We start from the raw sequence: 24970 nt of genomic DNA on the forward strand, positions 1-24970 counted from the left end.
CGCGCCGGCCACCGCCGACCAGCCGGCGCCGTCGGCCCCGGCACCGACCCGCGACGCCGTGGCCCCCACCGGCCCGTCCGCGCTGCCGGCCCGCGTCGGGCTGCCGCACGTCTTTCCGGTACGTGCCCGGAAGGTCGACTACCACCCGACCCACTCCACATATCCGGGGACCGACATCTTCGCCGACTGCGGCGAGCCGGTCGTCGCGGTCACCGAGGGCACGATCCTCGAGGTCAGCCGGGTGGACCGGTTCGACAAGCGGGGGCCACGGGGGCCGTACAACGGGGGGCTGTCGGTGTCGCTGCTCGGTGACGACGGGGTGCGCTACTACGGTTCGCACCTGACCGAGGTGGCCGACGGAATCGACGCCGGGGTGCGGGTGGTTGCCGGGCAGCAGCTCGGCACGGTCGGCCGCACCGGCAACGCGAACAACGTCTGCCACCTGCACTTCGGCATCTCCCCACCGTGCACGGGCCGGGACGGCTGGTGGATCCGGCGGGGGGTGGTCTGGCCGGCGCCCTACCTCGACTCCTGGCGGCGCAACGGCAACCGGGAGCCCGCCGCCGAGGTGGCCGCCTGGCACCGCCGGCACGGCTGCCCGAAGGCGCCCCCCGCCGCCTGACCGCACGCCGGGGAGACCCCGGGTTCCGCGCGCGTTTGACGATGGCCACGTCGCCCGCCGTGAAGGCGGGTTCGACGGGGAGCGAGATCGACGACGCTCTAATCCCGACATCTGTGGTTCATCGGTCGGAAACATTGACGGGAGTCTTGTTGCTCGGCTAGCGTCGCCGCCACGGAGAGAGCGCTCTCTCGGTCACCTTTCCTCACAATTCGACTCATGCGCCGGGCCGGCCCACCGGCCCCGCGCGATGGGAGGCACCGTGAAACCTCCTGCGTCACACCGCGCCTGGGCCCTGGCGGCCACCACCGCCCTCGCCCTCGTCCTCGGCGGCCTCGCCGTCGTCACCACCACCGCCGCGCAGGCCGCCACCGTCGGCGCCGGCAGCTACACCACCGACCCGGTCGGCCCCCTGCCCACCGGCTGCGGAGACCTCTCCACCAACCCCCGGCAGTTCGCCACCGCCAACGCGCCGGCCGGCCCGGTCCCCACCAACGACTGGTGGTCGTCGCTGCTGTGGAAGAAGACCAACTGCACGTACAGCGAGCCGCTGCACGCCCACCCGGTCTCCTACCAGACCTTCGGTGACGGCCTCGGCTTCTCGGCCACCTCCACCCCGACGATTTCCGGCACGTCCACCGGCGTCGGCGAGTTCAAGTACCCCTACTCCGAGGACATCCGCGTCGGCGTGGCCGCGCTCGGCGCCCCGGTCGTCAAGGTCGACGACTGGACCGACTGGACGGTCACCCCGTACTGGAGCGACGGGGCCCGGACCATGCGGGCCACCATCGGCCACGGCCTGCCATTCACGTACTTCCGGACCAGCGGTGGGGACGCCGTCATCAACCCCACCGGCGGCAGCCCCACCATCTGGTCCCACAACGGCGCCACCATCGGCTTCACCGTCAAGGGCCACGACTACGTCGCGTACGCCCCCGCCGGCGCCGGCTGGACCGTCAGCGGCGGGCGGATCACCTCCGGCCTGGCCGGCAAGGGCTACTTCTCCCTCGCCCTGCTGCCCACCTCGCCGGCGACCGACGCCGCGACCCGCGCCCAACTGGCCGCCACCTTCGGCCAGTACGCCCACGCCCACGTCACCGGCACCCGGGTCTCGTACGCGTACGACCCGGCGACCAGCACCGTGAACACCACGTACGCCTTCACCACCACAGCACGGGAGGGCACGGCCACCCGGACGGTGGTCAGCCTCTACCCGCACCAGTGGAAGTCGCTGACCGGGTCCACCCCGCTCACGTCGACGTACCCGTCGGCCCGGGGCCGGATGAAGGTGCTCACCGGCGTCGTGGAGTTCCGCACCTCGATGAAGTTCCACGGGGTGCTGCCGGAGGTGCCGGCCGTCGCCACCGGCAGCGGAACGGACCTCACCACGCTGCGCAACCACCTGGCGGCGACCCGGAGCAACCCGATGGACCAGCGCGGCGGTGACACCTACTGGACCGGCAAGGGCCTGGGGCGCGCCGCCCGGATCGCCGAGATCGCCGACCAGGTCGGCGACACGGAGACCCGCACCGCCGCGCTCAACGCCATCCGGACCACGCTCAACGACTGGTTCACCGCGTCGTCCGGCGAGGCCGCCCGGCTCTTCTACTACGACCGCAACTGGGGCACCCTGATCGGCTACCCCGCCTCGTACGGCTCCGACCAGGAGCTCAACGACCACCACTTCCACTACGGCTACTTCGTGGCCGCCGCCGCGACGCTGGCGAAGTTCGACCCGGCCTGGGCCCGCCAGGACCAGTACGGCGGGATGGTCGACCTGCTGATCCGGGACGCGAACAACTACAGCCGCTCCGACACCCGCTTTCCGTACCTGCGGGACTTCGACATCTACGCCGGGCACGACTGGGCCGCCGGGCACGGCTCGTTCAACGCCGGCAACAACCAGGAGTCCTCGTCCGAGGGGATGAACTTCGCCAACGCGCTCATCCAGTGGGGACAGGCCACCGGCAACACCGCCGTGCGCGACGCCGGCATCTTCATCCACACCACCCAGGCGGCGGCGATCCAGGAGTACTGGTTCGACGTCGCCGACGAGAACTTCCCGGCCGGGTTCGGGCACTCGACGGTCGGCATGGTCTGGGGTGACGGCGGCGCCTACGCCACCTGGTTCACCGCCGACCCGGAAATGATCCAGGGCATCAACATGCTCCCGGTGACCGGCGGGCACCTGTACCTGGGCCACAAGCCCGCCTACAACCGGACCAACTACGCCGAACTCGTCCGCAACAACGGCGGCGAACCCACGGTCTGGCAGGACATCCTCTGGCAGTTCCTGGCCCTCGGCGACCCGGACGCGGCGCTGGCGAAGCTGCGCGCCAACCCCGGCTACACGCCGGAGGAGGGGGAGAGTCGCGCCCACACGTTCCATTGGATCCGCAACCTCGCCGCGCTGGGCCAGGTGGACACCGGCGTCACCGCCAACCATCCGCTGGCCGCCGTTTTCACCCGCAACGGCGCCCGCACCTACGTGGCGAGCAACATCACCGCCGCGCCGCTGACGGTGACGTTCTCCGACGGCAGGACGCTCGCCGTGCCGGCCGGGAAGACGGCGACCGGTGGGGCGCAGACCTGGAGCGGTGGCAGCGCCACCGGCGGCGTGCCGCCGACCACCACCCCACCGACCACCACCCCGCCCACCACGCCACCGCCGACGACTCCACCGCCGACGCCGGACTCGCCGACGCGGTACCTGCTGCCGGGCGGCGGCCTGGGGGCGGCCGGTGGCACCACGACGACCACGGTGGCCGCCGCCAACGGAAACCACGACGGCACGCCGACCAACCCGCAGGTCTTCACCGCGACCGGCCTCGACCTGGCGTACGCCGGCGGGCAGACCACCTTCGACCTGTTCCTCGACGCCGGCCAGGCCGTCGGCAACGGGGTGCAGGTGCGCGTCTCGTACGACCTGACCGGCAACGGCGGGTGGGAGCGGGTCGAGACGTACCGGTACTTCGCCACCGACCCGGTCCCCGGCTACGAGCACTACACGCAGAACTCGGGCCTGCTCTCCGCCACCGGCGCGCTCGGCGCCCTGGCGAACGGCACGGTGCGGGTGGAGGTCTGGTCGGCGATCGGGGCCAACCCGACGACCCTCGGCATCGGCGACAGGTCCGTCGTGCGGCTGCCGTACACCTGATCCCGCCGGATTCCGCGCCGCCGGTCGTTCCGCGACCGGCGGCGCGGAAGCGTATTTTGCATGGAATGAGCGCCCGGGACCCCATCGCCGACCTGCGCCGGATCGCCTTCCTGCTGGAACGGGCGAACGAGGCCACCTACCGGGTCCGGGCCTTCCGGTCCGCGGCGAAGGCGCTGGCCGGGCTGCCCACCGCCGAGGTGGCCGAGCGGGCCCGCACCGGAAAGCTCACCGAACTGTCCGGGGTGGGCGACGTGACCGCCCGCTGCGTGACCGAGTCGCTCACCGGCGAGGAACCGGTCTACCTGCGCCGGCTGGTCGCCACCGAGGGCAGCGACCTGGACGCGGAGGCCACCGCGCTGCGCACCGCCCTGCGCGGCGACTGCCACACCCACTCCGACTGGTCCGACGGGGGCTCGCCGATCGAGGAGATGGCCCTCGCCGCGGTCGAGCTGGGCCACGAGTACGTGGTGCTGACCGACCACTCACCCCGGCTGAAGGTGGCCCGGGGGCTGACCGCCGACCGGTTGCGCCGCCAGCTCGACCATGTGGCGCAGGTCAACGAGGCGCTGCCGGAGGGCTTCCGGATCCTGACCGGCATCGAGGTGGACATCCTCGCCGACGGCTCGCTGGACCAGGACGAGAAGCTGCTGGCCCGCCTCGACGTGGTGGTCGGCTCGGTGCACAGCGGGCTGAACGACGAGCGGGCGAAGATGACCCGACGGATGCTGGCCGCGATCGCCAACCCGCACCTGGACATCCTCGGCCACTGCACCGGGCGGATGGTGTCGTCCCGGCCGGCCGGGGTGAAGGGGCCGGGCGACCGGGCGCACCGGCCGCGGACCCGGGCCGAGAGCGACTTCGACGCCGAGGCGGTCTTCGGGGCCTGCGCCGAGCGCGGGGTCGCGGTCGAGATCAACTCGCGTCCGGAGCGGCAGGACCCCCCGAAGCGGCTGATCCGCCGGGCCCTGGAGGCGGGCTGCCAGTTCGCGATCAACACCGACGCGCACGCCCCGGGCCAGCTCGACTGGCAGCGCTTCGGCTGTGAGCGGGCGGCCCTGTGCGGGGTGCCCGCCGACCGGGTGGTCAACACCTGGCCGGCGGACCGGCTCGTCAAGTGGGCGCGGGGGCGCGGCTGACCGGCGGGCCGCCGCCCGACGACCCGCCGCGACCGACGACCCCCGGCCCACGCACCGCCACCTCGGCGAGGGATGGACCGCCAGCGGCGCGCGGCCGGACGGGTGGGGTCAGGCGCGGGCGGCCGGCTCGGCGGCAGGCACGGCGGGCGTGCCGACGGTGGCCGGCGCGGGCCGCCGGCGACCGACCAGCCCCTGCGAGACGGCCACGCCGAGCAGAACGATCAGCGCACCGACCGGCTGGTGCCAGGTGAGCCGCTCGTCGAGGGCCAGCGCGCCGATCGCCACCGCGAAGACGGGGATCAGGTAGGTCACGGTCGAGGCGGTGCTCGCCCCGGCGACCCGGATGTTGCGCATGTGGATAACGAAGGCGAGGCCGGTGCCGAGCGCACCGAGCGCCAGCACGCTGGCCACCACCTCACCCGAGAGCGTCGTCGGCACCGGCGGCGCCCCCACCGCGAGGGGCGCGACGACCGCGAGCTGGGCCGTCGCCATCAGCAGCTGCGCCGCGGAGAGCGATAGGCCGGAGTGCGAGCTGCCGGCGATGAACTTCTTCTGGTACGGGATGGCGATGCCGTAGCAGGCGGCCGCGCCGAAGCACATGAGCTGCCCGGTGAAGTGCGCCCCGCCCACGCCCTCCCAGACGCCGAGCACCACCAGCACGCCGACGAAGCCCAGCCCGAGCCCGACCGCCCGGCGGACGGTCAGCCGCTCGGTGCGGAACACCAGCACCGCCAGCGGCAGCACGATCAGCGGGGTGGTGGCGTTCCAGATGCCCGCCAGCATCGACTCGACCCGTTGCTCGCCGTAGCCGAAGAGGGTGAACGGCAGGGCCACCCCGAACGCGCCGACGACCGTCAGGTGCGCCCAGACACGGGGCTCCCGGGGCAGTCGGTCGCGCAGCACGGCGAGCACCACCAGCAGGGTCACCGCCCCGGCGCCGACCCGGTAGAGCGTGAGGTGCAGCGGGTGCAGCTCTTCGACGCCGACCTTGATGAACAGGAAGCTGGAACCCCAGATCGCGGCCAGCGCGAGGAAGCCGGGCAACCAGCTGCGCAGTGCCGCCTTGTCAGGGGTGAAATCCGCTGTCACCCCTGACACTCTGCCGCAGCCGTACGACAATGTCCCGCGACTTTCGGCCACCGTGTCCACCACCACAGGGTCGAGATCTCCCGCCGCCTGCGGCACGCGGCGATGGAGCTGTTCACCCTCGGGAGGCTGGGTGGCTACGACACCGTGGCGCAGGCGGCCAGCGGGCGGCGGCTGCGGGCCGAGGCCCCGTTCCCGATCGACTTCGATCCGGCCGAACTGCTGCCTTGAACACGCGTAACACGCTCGACAAGCGGGCGGTGTGGTCACGTAGGGTCGCAGCGTGGGACGAATCGATGACCTCGCCAACCGGTACGTGGCCGAGTGGGCGCCGCTCAGCCCGACCGGCGCCACCTACGTCGGCATCGCCGGCTACGACGACCAGCTCGACGACCTTTCGCCGGACGGGTACGCGGCCCGGGCCAAGCTGACCCGCCGGACGCTGACCGACCTGGACGTGACCGAGCCGGAATCGGAGACGGAGCGGACCGCCAAGGAGGCCATGCAGGAGCGGCTCGGCCTCGACCTGGCCCGCTACGAGGCCGGCGAGGTGACCAGCGAGGTCAACGTGATCGCCAGCGGGCTGCACGAGATCCGCATGGTCTTCGACCTGATGCCGACCGACAGCGACGAGGCCAAGGCCAACGTCGCCGCCCGGCTCAACCGGTTCGCCGGCACGCTGGAGGGCTACAAGGCCACCCTGCGCGAGGCGGCCGCCGCCGGCCACGTCAGCTCCCGGGTGCAGCTGGTCGAGGTCGCCAAGCAGTGCGACATCTGGGTCGACCCGGACGGCGACCACTTCTTCCACGGGCTGGTCGAGCGGCTGGGCGCCGACGGCACCCTCGGCGCGGAGCTGCGCCGGGGCGCGGCGGCGGCCACCGCGGCGACCGCCGAGTTCGGGCAGTTCCTCCGCACCGAGCTGGCCCCGCTCGGCAGGGAGAAGCAGGCCGCCGGCCGCGAGCGCTACGAGCTGGCCTCGCAGTACTTCCTCGGCGCCAGGGTCGACCTCGACGAGACGTACGCCTGGGGGTTCGCGGAGCTGGCGCGGCTGGAGGCGGAGATGCGGACGGTGGCCGGCCGGATCGCCGGCCCCGGCGCCACCGTCGACGAGGCGGTCGCCGCGCTGGACGCCGACCCGGCCCGGACCATCCAGGGCAAGGAGGCGTTCCGGGACTGGATGCAGGCGCTGGCCGACAAGGCGATCAGCGAGCTGCACGGCACCCACTTCGACATCCCGGAGCAGGTCCGCCGGATCGAGTGCTGCCTGGCCCCGACCAGCGACGGCGCCATCTACTACACCGGCCCGAGCGAGGACTTCTCCCGCCCGGGGCGGATGTGGTGGGCGGTGCCGCAGGGTGTCACCGACTTCTCCACCTGGCGGGAGGTGACCACCGTCTACCACGAGGGCGTACCGGGTCACCACCTCCAGGTCGGGCAGACCGCGGTCCGCGCCGAACTGCTCAACCGCTGGCAGCGGCTGCTTTGCTGGGTCTCCGGCCACGGCGAGGGCTGGGCGCTCTACTCCGAGCGGCTGATGGACGACCTGGGCTACCTGGAAGACCCGGGCGACAAGCTCGGCATGCTGGACGGGCAGGCGATGCGGGCCGCCCGGGTGATCGTCGACATCGGCATGCACCTGGAGCTGGAGATCCCGCGCGACAACCCGTTCGGCTTCCACCCCGGGGAGCGCTGGACGCCGGAGCTGGGCTGGGAGTTCATGCGGGCGCACTGCCGGGTGCCGGACGAGAACCTGCGCTTCGAGCTGAACCGCTACCTGGGCTGGCCGGGGCAGGCGCCGTCGTACAAGGTGGGCGAGCGGATCTGGCTCCAGGCGCGCGACGAGGCGAAGGCCCGCAAGGGCGCCGACTTCGACCTCAAGGAGTTCCACCGGCAGGCGCTCGATCTCGGCTCGCTGGGGCTCGACCCGCTCCGCAAGGCGCTCGGCCGACTCTGAGGCGCGGTGCGGGCCGGTGGGACGCCGGCCCCGCACCCGGTGGTGGTGGAGCGAGGTCAGCTCAGGGTCAGCTTCAGCGCCGGCCGGGCGGTCAGCGCCATCGATGGATAACGATCCCGTAACGAACGCGGTGGGTGGTGCCGAAATACCGAGGGGTGGACCGGACTGGTCCGGTCCACCCCTCAGTTCACGCGCGCGGTCAGTGCGCGATCAGTGCTTCTCCACCTCGTCCGGCGCCGGGCGCTGGCCCGGCACGGTCGGGTCGTCAGCCTTCCAGTTGGTCGACGCCGGCGGGATCTCGTCGCTCAACGGCCCGCCCTCCCGTTCGGCCACCGTCGGCTGCTCCGCGGTGTCCCGCGCGTCGTCGGCCACCGCCGGCTGGTCCACCACGGTCGGCGTCGGGTCGGCGTCGGGCACCGTGTCCGCCCGGTGACGCGCGGCGCCCGTGCCGTTCGACCGCAGCACCAGCAGCACGCCGGCGACGAGCGCGATCAGGCCGAGAACGCCGGCGGCGATCGGCAGCCAGAGGCTGATCAGGCCGATCTTCGACCGGTTCTCCTTGGCCGTCTTCACGCTCTTGGTGATCGTGGCCTCGGTGTAGTTGAAGTCGGCGTCGAGCAGCACGGTGGGCGCTCCCGTGTCGGGGCGGAGCTCCTTGTGCTGCTGCTCACGCACCTTCACGTAGGAACCCGTCACCGGGTCGACCCAGAGCGTACGGGTGTTGCTGTAGACGATCTGACCGGTGGTGGCACCGGGCGAGAACTTGCCGAGCAGGGTCTTGATGCTGCTCTCCGGCGTCGTCAGCGGCTCGTTCTCGATCCGCTGCTCGAAGCGGTAGGCCTCCAGGCCCTTGATGGTCTCGGTGCCCATGAACTTCGCCGGAACGGCCCGCTTGAGGTCCCGGTCGAAGACCGGATAGTCCCTCTTCTTCGTGCCGAAGGGGAACTTGTAGACCTGGCCGGAGTAGGTCACGTTGCCGACCGGAGTCTCCTGGGCGCCGGTCTCGTTGAGCCACTGGTCCTTCCACCGGGCAGCGGCGCCGGAGACCCGGTCGAGAGCGAGCTCGGTGCTGTACTGGCTGACCACTTCCTTGGTGTCGGTGCGCTTCACCGTCTGGTAGACGTCCCAGATCACCGTCTTGCCCTTGAGGTCCTTGGGCAGGCGATCCTTGGTGTCCTCCGGCTGAGGGATGACCTCAACGTTGGAGACCAGCGTGGCCTCCGGAACATCGATGGTGACCGTGTCGCCGATCTTGGTGATCTTCAAGAACCGCGCGTTCTGCGCCTCGGCGGCTGAGGTCGTCGGCTGCAGATCATAGGGGAGCTTGGTGACCGCGGGAGCCACGTACAGCGGCAACCCGGCCGCGAAAACCAGCAACAAGACGCCCAGCCCAAAGAGCGCGGCACCCACACGAAGCTTCACTCATCCTCCTGCAACCTGCCGCCCTACGACTGTCGTCAGGGGCATCCGATCCTTAACATGGCGGGAGGTTACTCTCCGGTCACCTCCAAAGCGACCCCCTGGATGTCCAGATGTCCCCAGCCGCCGCGTCATCGGCGTCAGAGCCTTTGGCCAGCGGCCGCCTCCCCGCCCTCGACGCGCTCCGCGCGGTCGGCGCCGCAGCGGTCGTCGGCCACCATGTCGGATTCCATACCGGCGCCACCGCGAACGAGCAGTGGGGCGGCTGGTTGGCGCGGCTGGACGTCGGCGTCGCCATCTTCTTCGTGCTCTCCGGATTCCTGCTCTTCCGGCCCTGGGCGCTCAGCGCCGCGACCGACCGGCCCCGGCCGGGCACCGGGCGCTACCTCTGGCGCCGGGCGCTGCGGATCCTGCCCGCCTACTGGCTGACCGTCGCGGTCTGCCTGATCGTCCTGCCGCAGAACCAGCCCGCGTCCGCCGGAGACTGGCTGCGCCACCTCACCTTCACCCAGATCTACGAGCGGGGCCAGCTGCGGCACGGGCTCAGCCAGACCTGGAGCCTCGCCACCGAGGTCGCGTTCTACCTCCTGCTGCCGCTGGTCGCCGCGCTGGCCGTCGGCCGGACGTGGCGACCGGTCCGCACCACCCTCGTCGCGGCCGGTGGGGTCCTGCTCACCGCAGGGTGGCTCGCGGCGATGGCGGCCGGCTGGCTCGACACCGGGCTGCACACCACCTGGCTCCCCGCGTACGGCGGGTGGTTCGGCGCGGGCATGGCCCTCGCCGCGGCGCACGTGGCCCTCCGGACGGGCACCGCCCCGACCGTCTTCCGGGTCCTCGACGACCTGGCGGCGGCGCCGATCGCCTGCTGGGTCGCGGCGGTCGGCCTGCTGGCGATCGCGACGACGCCGGTGGCCGGGCCGCGCGACCTCGCCGAGCCGACCGTCGCGGAGTTGGCCGTCAAACTCACCCTCTACCTCGCGATCGGGGTGCTGATCCTGGTGCCGGTGGCGTTCGGTCCCCCGACCCGGATCCGCGTCGCCCTGGGCACCGCCCCCGCCCGCTGGCTCGGCGCGGTCTCCTACGGGCTGTTCCTCTGGCACCCGCTGGTCCTGGAACTCATCTACCTCGTGGACGACCGCCCGCTCTTCACCGGCGGACTGCTCAGCACGTTCGCCCTCACCATGGCCGGTGGGCTGGCCTACGCGGCGGTCAGCTACTACGGCATCGAGCAACCGATCCAACTGCTCGGCACCCAACGGCGGAGGCGGCGGCCCGGGACCCCGGTGCCCGGCCCCTCCGTGCCCGTGGTCGGCACGTCACGCTGAGCACGGGCACCCCACTGGCCATTGCCGGCCCTGACTCTCAACGCCTAGTGTGACGCGCGTCGCTAAATTACTTGAGAGTAGGAATCGCGTGGAACGTTGCGCCGGCACGTCGGGACACGTGCTGTTCCTCAACTGGCGGGACACCCGTAACCCCGAGGGCGGCGGCTCGGAGGTCTACGTGGAGCGGATCGCCGCCGAACTCGTGGCCCGCGGTTTCCGCGCCACCATTTTCTGCGCCGCGCACAGCCAGGCCCCCGCCGAGGAGGTCAACGACGGCGGCGTACGGCTGGTGCGGCGTGGCGGACGGCACACGGTCTACCTGTGGGCGGCGCTCTGCTACGTCGCCGGGGCCCTGGGCTTCGGTCCCCTCTCCGGGCGGCGGGGCGGCCGACCGGAGGTCCTGGTCGACGTCTGCAACGGCCTGCCGTTCCTGGCGCCGCTGTGGGCACGGCGGCCGGTGGTCAAGCTGATCCACCACGTGCACCGCGAACAGTGGCCCGTCGTGCTTCCCCCGTGGGCCGCCCGCTTCGGCTGGTGGGTCGAGTCGTCGTTCGCCGTGCGGATCTACCGGCGGTGCCGCTACGTCACCGTCTCCGAGGCCACCCGCCGGGAGCTGGCCACGCTCGGGGTGCCCCCGGAGCAGGTCTCCGTGGTGCACAACGGCACCCCGGAACTGCCCCGCACCGACGCGCAGCGGGCGCCGTTCCCGCTGCTCGTGACGCTGAACCGGCTGGTCCCGCACAAGCGGGTGGAGGTGGCGCTGCGGGCCGTCGCGGCCCTCGGCGAGGAGCTGCCGCAGCTGCGCCTGGTCGTCGCCGGTCAGGGCTGGTGGGAGTCGCACCTGCGCGAACTCGCCGCCGAGCTGGAGATCGCCGAGCGGGTCGAGTTCCGGGGCTTCGTGACGGAGGAGGAGAAGGCGGCCCTGCTCGCCTCGGCCTGGGTGGCCCTGACCCCGTCGCTGAAGGAGGGGTGGGGCCTGACCATCGTGGAGGCGGGGTCGGCCGGTACGCCGACGGTCGCGTTCCGGGACGCGGGCGGCGTCGCCGAGGCGGTCGTCGACGGGCGCACCGGGCTGCTCGCCGACGACATTGACGACTACGTGGCGAAGGTGCGGACGCTGCTCTGGGAGCACGAGATCCGGCAGGGGATGGGCGTGGAGGCCCGGCAGCACGCCGCGAGCTTCACCTGGCAGGCCGCGGGCGGACGCTTCGCGGCCCTGGTGGCCGGTCACGGTGCGCCCCGCCCGGTACAGCGGCGGGGCGAACCGTCCTACCTGGTGCCGTAGACCTCCGGCGCGAACGGGTCCGGCTTGCCCGCCTTCTGGGCCGCCTCACGGGCGCTCTTGGCCTCCTGGGCCGCCTCGACGTCCGTGGTGGTGGCGGCTGCCGCGACACCTCCCAGCGCCAGGACCCCGAGCACCGCTGCAACCAGGCCCGACACGAGCAGCGTGACGGTTTTGCGCATGCCATTCCTCCTAGGGCGAGACGTGCGAGCGGACGTTACCACGCGGTAGGCCGGCGGCGTAGTGCCGAAAAGGCGGCAGCTGCGACCACCAGAAGGGCAGTTCCCGACGCGCCCGCCACCGCCCACTGCGCGGCCCCCGCCGACGCCGTTCGCGCCGGCGCCACCGTCGGGTTGCGGTAGAGGGTCAGGAACGGCCCGTGGTGGACGACATCGAGACCGGCGAGCACGGCCGGGTCCACCTCGGCGGCGGTACCGTGCTGCACCACCACCCAGCGCACCCCCGTCCCGGCCACCGGCCGCCCCTGCCGGAGCAGCCGGCGTACCTCCCGGACGCGGGGATTCTCCCCGGCCACCGCGACGTCGCCGACCCGGAGCGTGTCGTCGGTCAGCACGTCGGCGTCCAGGTACCGGGGCAGCGGGTCCAGGACCACCCGGCCGGGATTCCACGGGTACGCCCGGTAGGCGCTCAGCGGCAACGCCAGGACCTCGCCCTCTTCGCCGGCGACCCGCCCCGCGACCAGCCGCCAGTCCGCCGGGTAGCTCACCGGCCGCAGCCGCCCGGCGCCACCGAGGGCGAGGTCCGGCATGACGGCCACCGGCAGGAGCAGCAGACCGGCCAGCACGACGCCCGCCAGTTCCGGGTCCATCCGCGCCACCAGCCGCTCGGCGCCCAGTGCCGCGCAGAGCACCAGCACCAGGGCGTACGGCGCGAGGAACTTCTGGCCGTCGCGCAGCAGTCCCGCCCCCGGCACGTGCACCACCGCCCAACGCAGCGCGGCGTCCACCCCCGGCAGCACGCCGAGCGCGGCGAGGAGCAGACCGCCCCCGCCGAGCCCCGCCAGCCGCGCCGCCACCCCCGCCGGCAGTCTCCGCCGGAGCGGGCCGGCGCCGATGCCGGCCAGTACCAGTAGGGCCAGGGTCGCCAGCGGAACCAGCGGGGCGGAGCGGCTGCCGGGCGTCGCCTGCGCGCTCCAGATCCCGCCCGTCCCGGCGAGCGCGACCAGCGGGCCCGCCCAGTTCTCGCCCCGGGCGGCGAACGCCTCCACGCCCGCCGGATCAGAGGAGCCGCCCGCCCCGGTGACCCAGGCCGCCACCACCCACGGCGCGTTGAGCAGCACCACTCCCCCGGCCGCGAGCGCCGACGACCGCGGGTGCTGCCGGGTCCACGCCAGCACGGCCACCACGGCGAACGCGAGGAGACCGCCGGTGGGGGTGATGGCGGCGGGCGCGGCGACGAGCACCAGCCGCGGCACCGCGCCGGGCCGGCCCGCCCGCACGTGCAGCGCCGCACGGACGATCCAGGGCAGCGCGGCGTACGCGACGAGCAGCCCCCACTGGCCGATGAGCAGCCGTTCCGCGAGGTACGGCGTCCACGCGTAGCCGACCGCGGCGAGCAGCCGGACCCCCCGCCGTTCCGTCGGCACCAGCCGGCCGGCCCCGACCGCCGCCAGGAAGATCGCCGCGGCCAGCACCAGCCGCTGCACGAGCCAGCCCGGAACCAACTGGGTGACGAGGGAGACGACCGCGTCCATCGGCACCGCCCGGGGCAGGCTCTGCGCCGGCGCCACCAGCTCCCAGCTCAGCGGCTGCCGGGGCACGAACACCATGTCGTACAGCAGCGCGTAGCCGGGTGCCGCGAGGGGCGCGAGCACCAGCACGGTGACGGCGGCCGCGACGACGTGCAGCGGCCACCGTTCCCGCACCGACAGGTTCCTCACGCCCTGCATGCTGACAGGCGGGTCCGGTCGGTCAGGACGCCGGTACCAACCTGCCCACGGTGATCGCCTTCGTGCAGACCGCCACCGTCGGTTCGAGCACGGTGACCTGGACCGCGCCGCCCCCTCCCTCCAGCGGGAAGTAGACCTCGTTGAGCCCGCGGCGCAGGGTGATCTCCCGGCTGGCCCTGCCGAGCCGGAAGATCGCGGTGGAGTCACCGGAGCTCAGGTAGCCGAAGTAGACGACGTACGGCCACTCCTCGACCGGCCCCTCCAGTGGGATCCGGGTCGTCCGCGCCCCCTGGACCAGGTGTCCGCAGTCCCCCACCCCGCTCAGAGCGATCTTCCGGCCCTCGACGGTCGCCGGGCGGATCCGGCCGGCGTCGTCGAACATCGACGGCCGCTCGGCCTGCGTCACGAAGACCGGCCTGCGGTCCGCCGGGCGGAAGAAGTGCGACTGGAGGTTGTCCGGCCAGAAGTACCGGGCGACCACCCGGTCCGGGACGATGCCGTCCAGGAAGACGGTGTCCGGCGGGGCGGAGGCCAGTTCCGCCTGCGCCGTCGCCAGGTACTCCCGTCCGTGTTTGGTGCTCCAGTTGTCGCCGAACCGGGCGATGCTCCAGAGCGTGCCGACCGCCATCGTGGCGAGCACGGCGACCATGGCGACCAGGCCGACCGCGAAGGCGCCCGGCTCCCGCAGCACCGTCGGCACCGGCCACGCGGTCACGTCGTCCTCCTCGGCGTCGGCGCGCCCGAGCAGGGCGGCCCCGACGCAGATCGCCGCGACCACCACCACGTCGGCGACGTAGCGGGGCACCAGGCCGGCCAGCGGGCTGAGCACGTTGCCGAGCCGGGTCGCGGCGAAGAGCGTGGCGACCAGGGCGACGTAGGACAGCAGCAGCAGCCAGGCCCGCCCGGCCGACGGGCGCCGCCGGACGGTGACCACGACCAGCGTCAGCAGCACGGCCCAGGAGAGCCACTTGGCGACGTCGTGCGGGTCCGCCAGCGGCGGACCGTCACCGGCGTACGACCACCGCCAGGGCCCGCCCAGCAGGCCCGGGACCAGGGTGTCGCCGATCAGGTCACCGACGAAGGTGAGCACCTCGCCGACCGACCTCGGAACCATCAGCTCGCCGGCCGGTCGGGTCAGGTAGACCGCGAGGTAGCCCACCGACACGCCGCTGAGCAGCAGCCACACCGGCCAGTGCCGACGGGTCGCCTCCACCAGGCTGCGCACCGCACCGCCGGTGGTGAAGAGGCAGACGGTCAGCAGGAACAGCAGCGGCACGATCAGCAGGGCCTTGGAGTCGAAGAGCAGGCCGAACACGACCCACACGGCGACCGCGACCAGGTGCCGCCACCGCCCCGTGCGCACGTACCGCACCTGCGCGGCGATGGCGAGCACCATGGCCAGCTGCACGGGGAGCATCAGCAGCCCGACAAGCCACAGCGAGCTCGCCTCCAGGGTCAGCGGGCTGAACAGGAACATGCACAGCGGGATGAGCAACCCCCACCCGGGCCGCAGCAGGTCGCGCAGCAGCCGGTAGAAGGCGATGCTGACCGCCGCCTGGCCGACCGTCAGCAGCAGCACCCACGGCCAGGCGGCGAAGCCGGCGGCGCGGACCATCAGCCAGGCGGCCAGCAGACCACCCGGCATCAGGTGGTTGTTGAAGGTCCGGAGGAGGAAGTCCGGGGTGAGGCGCGTGTCGAGCGCCTGGGCGGCGATGACGAACTCGTCCTGCGAGAACCAGCCACGCGTGGCGATACCCGCGCGCCAGGCCACCGCGACCACGATCAGGGCGACTGCGACGGCGCGTACGCGGTCGGCCTGGATCCACCGCACGACCGGCCCGGGCCCGTCCCCACCGGCGGCGCCGGGGTCGGGGCGGGTCACCGCCTCAGCTTCTGGCATTGACATGGTCGGCAGCCTGCCACACGCTTACACGCCGTGGGGACCGCCGTTCTCCCGATAACGCCGACGCAGCGCCCCAGGTCGTCCGCCCGGACGGGGCCCGGCTAACCTCTCGCAACTGCGCCGGATGCCGGCGGCGCGTCGGGACGGCGGAGACAGGAGCCGAAATGCGTGCAGAGGTGACAACTGGCACCGAATCGACGGGCCGTCGCACGCGACGCACGGCACGGCGGTTTCGGCACCTGGTCATCTGCATCGCGCTCTCCGCGCTCGCCTTCCAGCAGGAACCCGGGCTGACGGTCCCCGACACCAAAGTCGACCTGAACGTCAACCCCGCCGGATGGCTGCTCCGCTCGCTGCACCTGTGGGATCCCGCCGGCACCTTCGGCCAGCTGCAGAACCAGGCGTACGGATACCTCTGGCCGATGGGCCCGTTCTTTCTGGTCGGATCAGAACTCGGCCTGGCGCCGTGGGTCGTCCAGCGACTCTGGTGGACACTGCTCTTCTGCGTCGCGTACCTGGGGGCCGTCCGGCTGGCCGGTCGGCTGCGCATCGGCACGCCGGCGGGCCGGATGATCGCCGCGGTGGCCTTCGCGCTGTCGCCGCGGATCCTGACCCAGCTCGGCTGGTCGTCGGTGGAGGCCTGGCCGAGCGCCGTCGCGCCCTGGGTGCTGATTCCCCTGATCGGTCTCGCCCGGGGCGCCCCGCTCCGGCGTGCCGTCGCCGGCTCGGCCGTCGCCGTCGCCTGCGCCGGTGGGGTCAACGCGACCGCGGTCTTCGCGGTCGTCCCGCTGGCGCTGCTCTGGCTCGCCGCCCTGCGGCCGCTACGCCGTCGACTCACCGCCCTCGCCGCCTGGTGCGCGGCGGTCGCCCTCGCCACCGCGTGGTGGCTGGTGCCCCTGCTGGTCCTCGGCCGGTACAGCCCGCCGTTCCTCGACTACATCGAGAGCGCCCGGTTCACCACGAGCGTCACCGACGGCGTGACGGTCCTGCGGGGGGCCTCCTACTGGGTGGCGTACCTCGGCGGCGCCTTCGGCCCGACGCTGCCCGCCGGCGCGCGGCTCGCCACCGGGACGATGCTCGTCGTCGCCACCCTGACGGTCGCCGGCCTCGGCGTCCTCGGGCTGTCCCGGCGCGGGATGCCGCACCGCCGGTTCCTCGTCACCGGCCTCGTCCTCGGTGCCGCGCTCGTCGGCCTGGGACACGTCGGCGACCTGCCCAACACGTTCGCCGGCCCGCAACAGCAGTTCCTCGACGGCGTCGGCGCCCCGCTGCGCAACGTGCACAAGTTCGACGTACTGCTGCGCCTGCCGCTCGCGCTCGGCGTGGCGCACCTGGTCGGCGTCGTCATCCGGGCGGCACGGACGGCGCCCGTACGCCGCCGCCGGCGCACCGCCGCCCGGGCCTGGCTGACCGCCGGGGTGGCCATGGTCGCGATCGCCGGGGTGGCCAGCCCGGCGCTCGCCGGCGGGCTGGCCACGCCCGGCAGTGTCAAGAAGGTCCCCGGCTACTGGCACGAGGCCGCCGACTGGCTGGACGCGAACACCGGGCGGGGGCGGGTGCTGGTCGTCCCCGGTGCCCGCTTCCCCTCCTACGACTGGGGCAACACCACCGACGAGATCACCCAGGCACTGCTGGAGAGCCGCTTCGCGGTACGCAACGCCATCCCCTTTACCCCGCCCACCACCATCCGGCTGCTCGACGCGATCGACGCGGCGCTCGTCACCGGTGCCGGCTCGGCCGGTCTCGCCGACCTCCTGGCCCGCTCCGGGATCAGCCACGTGCTCTTCCGCGCCGACCTGGACCACGGCCGCTCCGACACCGCCCGACCGGCGGTGGTCCGCCAGGCGCTGCAACGGTCACCGGGGCTGACGCCGGTCGCCCGGTTCGGGCCGGTACGCGGCGGCCCGCAGACGCCCGGGGTGTTCCAGGACCACGGTCTCGACGTGCCCGTACGGGCCCTGGAGGTGTTCCGGGTCGACCGCACCGTCGAGCCGGTCGTCGCCCACGACCTGAGCGACGTGACCACCGTCGTCGGCGGGCCCGAGTCGCTCCTCGACCTCGCCGCGGCCGGCCAGCTGCCGACGGCCCCCACCGTCCTCGCCGGTGACCTGCCCGACGGCGGCACCTCGGGACCGGTGACGATCACTGACGGCCTGCGCAGGCGGGACGTGTCGTTCGGCCGGCTGCGGGACAACACCTCGGCGACCCTCACCGCCGACGACACCTTCAACGTGCCGGCGCCCGCACACGACTACCTGCCCGACTGGGGCGGGGATCTCACCACCGTCGCCCGCTACGACGGGATCAGCTCCATCCGGGCGTCCAGCTCCCGCTCGCAGGTCGGCGCCCAGGGCGGCGCCCGCCCGGAACACCAGCCCTTCGCCGCGATGGACGGCGACACCGCCACCTCCTGGCAGTCCACGCCGGAGGAGCCCGGCGCGGGCCAGTGGCTGGAGGTCACCCTCGCCAACCCGACGAGGGTCAACGAGGTGCGCGTCCGGTTCGACCTGAAGGCCGGCACCGTGCCGACGAAGGTGACCGTCAACGCGGGATACGAGAGCCTGGCCGTCGAGTCGTTCGGCGACAGCATGACCTTCACCCTGCCGGGTGTGCACGCCACCCGGGACATCCGGATCGCCATCGACGGGACCATCGGGTCCCGACCCGGCGACGGCACGGTGGGCATCTCCGAGATCGAGATCCCCGGCATCCGCACGGCGCGTACCCTCGTCACCCCGGCCGCGCCGGCCACCGGCCGGCCCGCGGCCATCGTCGTCTCCGCCGCCCCCACCACACCGGCCTGCTTCTTCGTCGACGGCCAATCCCGGTGCTCCGCCGACGCCGCGCGGGGCTCGGAGGACGGCCGGGCGATCGACCGGACGGTGGCGCTGCCGGCGGCCGGGGAGTACACCACCCGGATCTGGGCGCGTCCTGAGCCCGGCAGCGCCCTCGACGCCGCCCTGGACGCGGAGATCGCCGCCGGTCAGTCGCTGCGCGTCCCCCCGGAGGTGAGCGCCTCGTCGACGGCGGTGCCCGACCCGGCCGCCCGCCCGGGCGCCGTGCTCGACGGGGACCTCTCGACCGCCTGGTCACCCGCCCTGAGCGACGAGGCCCCGATCCTGCGGCTGAAGTGGCTCCGTCCCCAGGTCATCACGGGGCTGCGGTTTTCCGTGGACCCGACGGCCGCCGCCACGAAGCTCGGCAGCGTCCGGGTGGTGGGTGACGACGGCGTCCGCGGCGGCCTGCTCGGCAAGAACGGGCAGCTGACGATGAGTCCGCCGATGCGGACCGACGAGATCACCATCCAGTTCCTCGACAAGCCCTCCGCCTACAGCCGGGACCCGTACGGCGTTCGGGCGCCGGAGCCGCTGCCGGTCGCGGTCGGGGAGGTGACCGTGCTGCCGGGCGCACCCACGGCGCAGCAGCGCCTCGACGCGCCCGTGAAGCTCGCCTGCGGGTCCGGGCCGTCGCTGGTCGTGGGCGGCGTCCAGGTGCGGACCACGCTCCGCGCCACCGTCCGGGACCTGCTGGAGTTGCGGGAGGCCCCGGCGGAGCCGTGCGGCAGGGGCACCCCCGGGCAGCTGCGGCTGGCGCCGGGTGAGCAACGCCTGGTCGCGTCCGGCAGCGCGCTGGCCACCCCGACGAGGCTCGCCCTGGTGCCCCGGGTGGCGCAGCCCGTCCCCGCCGCCACCCCCGGCACGGTGGAGATCGGGTCCTGGGCGGCCACCGAGCGACGGGTACGGGTGGCCGAGCGCCCGGTCGACCGTGTCCTCGCGGTCCGGGAGAACACCAACACCGGCTGGCAGGCCACCGTCTCCGGGGTCGTGCTGAAGCCGATCGTCCTCGACGGCTGGCAGCAGGGGTGGCTGCTGCCGGCGGGCACCTCCGGCGAGGTGGTGCTGCGCTTCGTCCCCGACACGACGTACCGGGCGGCACTGTTCCTCGGTGGGGTCCTGCTGCTGGGGGTGGTCGCCCTCGCGGTGCTCCCCGACCGCCGCCGCGACCGTCCGCAGCCGTCGGCGACGAACCTTCCGGCCCGCCGTCGGGCCGCCCGGTCCGTGCCGCTGCTCGTGGCGGGAGCCGCCGCGCTGGTCATGCTCGGCGGTGTCGTCGGCGTCCTGCTGGTCGTCGCCGGCCTCGTGCTGGCCGTCCTGGGCCCGCTCCGCGTCCCCTGGCCGGCCGACCCGCGCCGCGCCCGGATGCTCGGCCGCGCGTCCGAGACGTGGCTGCCCGGGGCGCTGATGCTGCTGGCCGGGTGGCTTTATCTCGGCGCGGAACAGCGTCATGTGGACGCCGGGCCGCAGCTGGCGGTGGTCCTCGCCCTCGGTTGCCTCTGGCTCTCCACGGCCACCCGACGCAGACCCGTACGACGGGTCACCCCGCCCCCGCGCGAGCCGACGGCGTCACAGGCCTCACCGGGGCCGCCGAAGACGCCCCCGTGGCGCGACACCGAGCTGTCCTCGATCACCTGAACGGAAACGGGGGCAGGATGACACAGACCAGAGCGCAGCGGCCCGGCACGGAGCGACTGGGGACGGCGGGCGTCGCCGTCACGATCGCCGCGACCCTGACCAACGGTCTGGCCTACCTGGTGCCGGTGCTCGCCGCCCGCCAGCTCGACGCGGCCGAGCTGAGCGCGCTCGCCACAGCCCTCGGGCTGGTCGCCATCGCCAGCGTGCCCGGTCTCGGCCTGCAACTGGCGGTGGCGGTGCACCACGCCCGGCACGGGCGTACCGCCACCGGCCGGGCGACGCTGGTGACCGCCGCGATCTCCGGCGGGGCGCTGGTGGCGGCCACCCCGCTGCTCACCGCGAGCCTGCACCTCCCGGTGGAGACACCGGCCCTGCTGGCGGTCACCACAGCGGCCGTCGTGCTCTCCTCGCGCCGGCTCGGCGAGTTGCAGGGCGGCCAGCGTTTCCTGCGGCTGGCCGTCGGCATGGCCCTGCTGGCCGCCGGCCGCTATGGCGGCGTGGTCGCGGGGCTCCTGCTCGGTGCGGGGCTGACCGGCTCGCTGCTGCTCGGCGCGCTGACCGCCGCCCTCGTCCCGCTGGTGCTGGCCCGCCTGGCCGGGCCGTCGGCTCCGACCCCGTCGACCGCGCCGCCCCTGAGCGCCGGCCAGGTGGTCGTCGGCTGCGGCGCGACCCTGGCGATGCTGGTCGTCTCGTACGCCGACCTGCTGCTGGCCCGGCAGCTGCTGCCACCGGCGGAGTCCGGGGCGTACGCGGTCGGCACCGTGCTCACCAAGGGCGCGCTCTGGGCACCGCAGGTGGTGACCGTGCTCGCCCTGCCCCGGCTGGCGCGGGGTGACCGGCGCAGCCGGACGGTCGCGCTGGCCGTGACCGGGGGTTCCGGGCTGCTGCTGGTGCTCGCCTCGGCGCTCGCCGGCGGGCTGGCCTTCCGACTCGCCGGTGGGCCCGACTACGCGCACCTCGGCGCCCACGCCCCGCTCTTCGCCGCGGTCGGCGCCCTCTACGCGGTGGTGTTCGTCCTGCTCAACGCCCAGGTAGCGGCCGGTGCCCGGTGGCCGGCCGCACCGCTGTGGGCGGCCACCGTGGGGCTGGTCGTCGTCGCGGTGGCCGTCGCGCCGCGCACCGTCACCGGCCTGCTGTGGAGCGCGCTGGGGACCGCCGTGGTGGCGGCGGTCGCCATGGCGGCGGTCGCCCTCCGGCAGCGCCCGGCGGCCTCCGCCGGGCCGGAATGACCGGTCAGCCCTCGGCCAGCCAGCGGTGCAGCAGATGATGGTCGATCGAGTCGACCCGGCCGAGCGGTCGCCCGGCGGCTGCCCGCTCGCGCAGCTCGTCCCGGGTGAACCAGCGCGCCTCCAGCAGCTCCACGCCGTCCACCCGGACCTCCTCGGACGCGGCCGTGGCCCGGAAGCCGACCATCAGCCCGGCCGGGAACGGCCACGCCTGCGACCCCTGGTACGCCAGGTCGACCACCGTCACCCCGGCCTCCTCGGCCATCTCCCGCCGGACCGCGTCCTCCAGGCTCTCGCCCACCTCCACGAAACCGGCGAGCGTCGAGTACGCCCCCTCCGGCGCGCCGGCGTGCCGGGCCAGCAGGCAGCGGTCCGGCGCGCCGGGCGCCTCGACCAGCACGATGATCGCCGGCTCGATCCGGGGGAAGAGGAGCCGGCCGCAGTCCGGCCCGGTGCACGAGCGGACGTACCCGCCGCCCCCGGTGACGGTCGACGCGCCGCAGGTGCCGCAGAAGCGCTGCTGCCGGTGCCAGTGCAGCACCCCCCGCGCGTACGCCTGCACGGCCGCCTCGGCCGGGCCGAGCCGGCCGACCAGCGCCCGGACGTCCACGGCCACGGTCGCCCCGGCCAGCTCGACGGCGGCGTCCTCCGACAGGCCGGAGAGGTCGACGGCGAACACGGCCGTGCCGTCCACGCCCAGGAAGACGGTCTCGTCGGCGGCGGCGAGCACCCCGGCCGCCCGGTCACCGGTCAGCCGGACCGGTACGTCCGCCGCGACCAGGCAGCGGTCCCGCCAGAGCGGCAGGACCACGGTGTCCGGTTCGGCCAGCAGCTTGGAGATCCGCTCCGGGTCGCCGCGCAGCGCCCCCGCCCGGTCCAGCCATCCGCCCCCGTACGCCAGGACCGCCTCGTCCGCTCGCATGTCCCCTACCGTGCCATGTCGGCACCCCCGTCCGGCGGCCGGGCGGCACCCGCGACACGCGGTACCACGACGGGTGGGGCGCAGACTGCCGCAACGACGGCACGTTGGTTACCGTAGTTGTCTTCCGGGTGAACGAAGTTCCCCCCAGTGGTATGTCCCGATCGAGGTGACTGTGACGCTGTACGGCGAGAAGACTCCACCCGCCGATGACCGGCCCACTGTGCAGGTCACCGCGGTGAGCTGGCCGGGTGACGAGCCGGAGCCCGCGGTTCGGCCCGGCGGCTCCCGGTCCCGCCGGTTCCGGCTGCTGTTCGCCGCCGGGGTCGCCACGGCGGTGCTCGGCTCCGTGGCGGGCGTCGGCGCCTACGCGTACGCCGGTGACGTGCCGCGCGGGACGACGGTGCTCGGCGCCGAGCTCGGCGGCCGGAGCCGGACGGAGGCCGCCCGCGAGCTGCGGGCGGAGCTGGACCGCCGCGCCGCCACCCTCGCCGCCCCCCTGCCGGTACGCGTCGGCGAGCGGACCGCCGAGATCAATCCGGCGGACGTGGGCCTGGCGATCGACGTGGACGCCACGGTGGCCGCGGCTGCCGAGGCCGAGGCGCACGCGGTGGACCGGCTCGTCGGGTCCCGCTCGGTGCAGCCGGTGGTGACCGTGGACGTGGCCCGGCTCGACGCCGCGCTGAAGAAGGTGGTCGGCGACCAGGGTCGGAAGATGACCATGCCGGCGATCAGCTGGAAGGGCACCACACCGAAGGCTGTGCACCCGAAGCCGAGCCTGGCGCTCGACCCGGAGCGCTCCGCCCAGGTGGTGCGGGAGGGCTGGCTGGCCGGGCAGCCGGTGACCGTCCCGCTGGTGGAGTCGCATCCGGCGACCACCGCCGAGGAGGTGGACCGGCTGGTGGCCGAGCTGGCGAAGCCGGCGGTCGCCGCGCCGGTCCGGCTGACCACCGGCAAGGGCTCGGTCGACATCCCGCCGGCGGCGATCGCGAAGAGTCTGCGGTTCACCGCCGACGAGGCCGGCAAGCTGACCCCGCAGGTCGACGTGAAGCGCCTGCGGGCCGCGCTCGGCGACGACCTGGCGAAGGTGGAGGCGCCGCCGAAGGACGCCCAGGTGAGCATCGTCGCCGGCAAGCCGAAGGTCGTCGACGGCAGTCCGGGTCAGCAGCTGGACAGCGCCGCGCTGGGCCGGGACCTGCTCGCCGTCCTGCCGAAGGCGGACGGCCGGGAGGTCGCCGGCGAGCTGAAGCCGGCCCAGCCGGAACTGACCGCCGAGAAGCTGGCCGGGCTGGGCATCAAGGAGCAGGTCTCCACCTTCACCACCCGGTTCACCGGCGGGCTCTCCTCGCCGCGCAGCCAGAACATCGTCACCATCGCCAAGGACGTCGACGGCACGCTGGTGCTGCCGGGCGAGACGTTCTCGCTCAACGGTCACACCGGCGAGCGCGGCTACGCCCAGGGCTACCGCGACGCCCCGGTCATCCTCGACGGCAAGCTGGTGCCCGGCGTGGGCGGCGGCACCTCGCAGTTCACCACCACGCTGTTCAACGCCACCTACTACGCGGGACTGCAGGACGTCGAGCACAAGCCGCACTCGTACTGGTTCAGCCGGTACCCGGCGGTCATCGAGTCGACCATCTTCTGGCCGGACCTGGACTTCAAGTTCCGCAACAACACCGAGCACGGCGTCCTGATCGACACCTCGTACACGTCGAGCTCGATCACCGTGTCGATCTGGAGCACGAAGATCTGGGACAGCGTCAAGACCGAGTACGGTCCGCGCCGCGACATCACCAAACCGAAGACGATCTACCTGGAGCCCGGCCCGTCCTGCATCCCCGCCAACGGGATCGACGGGTTCATCCAGGACGCGTTCCGGGTCATCAAGAAGGACGGGAAGGTCGTCAAGCGCGAGCGCTTCACCTGGCGTTACGACGCGGAGCCGCGATACATCTGCGGCCCCGAACCTTCCTGACCCGTCGCGCTCCCGCCCGTCACCGCCCCGCCGGCCCCGCCGGCGGGGCGGCTCCTTTTCCGGCGTACGCGCCCGCGCGCCCTCGGTTTCCGTGCCGGTCGTCTTCCACTCCCGTCCGGCGTTTCTCTTCTTCCGCCCAGGGGCGTTGGGATGGACCACATCTCTTTGGGGCACCGGGCATCGATGAGACGGGCGGTGGCAGGACTCGCCGCCCTTGGAGCCGGGCGCATTGGATAGGGCGGGTGCGGGCCGCCGCTCGCCACGTTTGGAGCTGGGGCGGCATGGATGGAGCGGATGTTGCGATGCCGGTGCCGTACCGTCACCCGGCCTGACAACCGCGGCCAGGACCTACGGTCCTTCTATGCGCCCAGCTCCAAAGGCCGCCAGCCGCACCAACACACCCGCCCCATCGATGCGCCCAGTTCCAATGGCCCGGGGAAGTGGTGCGTTCAAGCCCGGGAAGTGGTGCGGTTGCAGCCCGTCGGAATTGGGCTGTAAACGCATTCAGGGCCACCCCGAAGGGTGGCCCTGAATGGAATGGTTGTCCGGCGGCGTCCTACTCTCCCACACCCTCCCGAGTGCAGTACC

Annotated in this window: 15 protein-coding genes and 1 pseudogene; 10 read left to right on the plus strand and 6 right to left on the minus strand. The window is 73.5% G+C overall.

All coding sequences use genetic code 11. The features are described from left to right. The 3 genes from NCC78_RS09425 to NCC78_RS09435 all read left to right on the plus strand — a co-directional run. On the plus strand, positions 1–622 hold a 622-nt coding region (locus tag NCC78_RS09425; protein ID WP_250793499.1), incomplete at its 5' end, for a M23 family metallopeptidase. Between the two features lie 259 nt (positions 623–881). Then, entirely contained in the window at positions 882–3776 is a 2895-nt protein-coding gene (locus NCC78_RS09430; protein WP_372495095.1) for a glycosyl hydrolase, read from the plus strand. Between the two features lie 65 nt (positions 3777–3841). Further along, positions 3842–4912, plus strand: coding sequence for a PHP domain-containing protein (locus NCC78_RS09435; RefSeq protein ID WP_250793502.1), 1071 nt, complete (start codon positions 3842–3844; stop codon positions 4910–4912). Here NCC78_RS09435 and NCC78_RS09440 read toward each other — a convergent pair. Continuing rightward, positions 4795–6010 (minus strand): annotated as a pseudogene (locus NCC78_RS09440) (DMT family transporter); the annotation flags it as partial. The gene NCC78_RS09435 and the pseudogene NCC78_RS09440 sit on opposite strands and share 118 nt — an antisense overlap. A 93-nt stretch (positions 6011–6103) precedes the next feature. Here NCC78_RS09440 and NCC78_RS32005 point away from each other — a divergent pair. Together NCC78_RS32005 and NCC78_RS09445 are read left to right on the plus strand one after the other, a co-directional pair. Continuing rightward, entirely contained in the window at positions 6104–6229 is a 126-nt protein-coding gene (locus NCC78_RS32005) for a hypothetical protein (protein WP_284706274.1), read from the plus strand. Positions 6230–6281: 52 nt separating this feature from the next. After that, positions 6282–7952 (plus strand): DUF885 domain-containing protein, encoded by a 1671-nt coding sequence (locus tag NCC78_RS09445; RefSeq protein ID WP_250793506.1) that lies wholly within the window; start codon positions 6282–6284, stop codon positions 7950–7952. Between the two features lie 210 nt (positions 7953–8162). Here NCC78_RS09445 and pgfA read toward each other — a convergent pair whose 3' ends face one another. After that, positions 8163–9374: a cell envelope lipid trafficking protein PgfA gene (gene pgfA, locus NCC78_RS09450; protein WP_250793508.1), complete on the minus strand. Its 1212-nt coding sequence runs from the start codon at positions 9372–9374 to the stop codon at positions 8163–8165. 110 nt (positions 9375–9484) lie between these two features. On the opposite strand from pgfA, the gene NCC78_RS09455 reads away from it, so the two are divergent. Together NCC78_RS09455 and NCC78_RS09460 are read left to right on the plus strand one after the other, a co-directional pair. Next, a complete protein-coding gene (locus NCC78_RS09455; RefSeq protein ID WP_250793510.1) occupies positions 9485–10696 on the plus strand; it encodes an acyltransferase family protein in 1212 nt (403 codons plus the stop codon). An 88-nt stretch (positions 10697–10784) separates the two neighbouring features. Beyond that, a complete protein-coding gene (locus tag NCC78_RS09460; protein WP_250793512.1) occupies positions 10785–11981 on the plus strand; it encodes a glycosyltransferase family 4 protein in 1197 nt (398 codons plus the stop codon). On the opposite strand, the gene NCC78_RS09465 is transcribed toward NCC78_RS09460, so the two are convergent. From NCC78_RS09465 to NCC78_RS09475, 3 genes are read right to left on the minus strand one after another with little or no spacing between them, the layout of a single operon-like run. Continuing rightward, positions 11966–12160 (minus strand): hypothetical protein, encoded by a 195-nt coding sequence (locus tag NCC78_RS09465; RefSeq protein ID WP_250793514.1) that lies wholly within the window; start codon positions 12158–12160, stop codon positions 11966–11968. The two genes, NCC78_RS09460 and NCC78_RS09465, sit on opposite strands and share 16 nt — an antisense overlap. 35 nt (positions 12161–12195) lie before the next feature. Next, positions 12196–13878 carry an MmpA family trehalose lipid delivery protein gene (locus NCC78_RS09470; RefSeq protein WP_250793516.1) on the minus strand — a complete coding sequence of 561 codons (1683 nt, stop codon included), beginning with the start codon at positions 13876–13878 and terminating at the stop codon, positions 12196–12198. A gap of 31 nt (positions 13879–13909) precedes the next feature. Further along, positions 13910–15787 carry a glycosyltransferase family protein gene (locus NCC78_RS09475; protein ID WP_372495096.1) on the minus strand — a complete coding sequence of 626 codons (1878 nt, stop codon included), beginning with the start codon at positions 15785–15787 and terminating at the stop codon, positions 13910–13912. A gap of 167 nt (positions 15788–15954) precedes the next feature. Here NCC78_RS09475 and NCC78_RS09480 point away from each other — a divergent pair, with 167 nt between their 5' ends. Continuing rightward, positions 15955–20262, plus strand: coding sequence for an alpha-(1->3)-arabinofuranosyltransferase (locus NCC78_RS09480; protein ID WP_250793520.1), 4308 nt, complete (start codon positions 15955–15957; stop codon positions 20260–20262). 17 nt (positions 20263–20279) lie between these two features. Next, complete coding sequence (locus NCC78_RS09485) at positions 20280–21491, plus strand: polysaccharide biosynthesis protein (protein WP_250793522.1); 1212 nt, start codon at positions 20280–20282, stop codon at positions 21489–21491. 4 nt (positions 21492–21495) lie between these two features. Here NCC78_RS09485 and nudC read toward each other — a convergent pair whose 3' ends face one another. Next, a complete protein-coding gene (gene nudC / locus NCC78_RS09490; protein ID WP_250793524.1) occupies positions 21496–22410 on the minus strand; it encodes an NAD(+) diphosphatase in 915 nt (304 codons plus the stop codon). Between the two features lie 166 nt (positions 22411–22576). On the opposite strand from nudC, the gene NCC78_RS09495 reads away from it, so the two are divergent. Further along, entirely contained in the window at positions 22577–24382 is a 1806-nt protein-coding gene (locus NCC78_RS09495) for a VanW family protein (RefSeq protein WP_250793526.1), read from the plus strand. Positions 24383–24970: the final 588 nt, after the last annotated feature.

This window comes from Micromonospora phytophila (assembly GCF_023656545.1).
Lineage (GTDB): Bacteria > Actinomycetota > Actinomycetes > Mycobacteriales > Micromonosporaceae > Micromonospora > Micromonospora phytophila.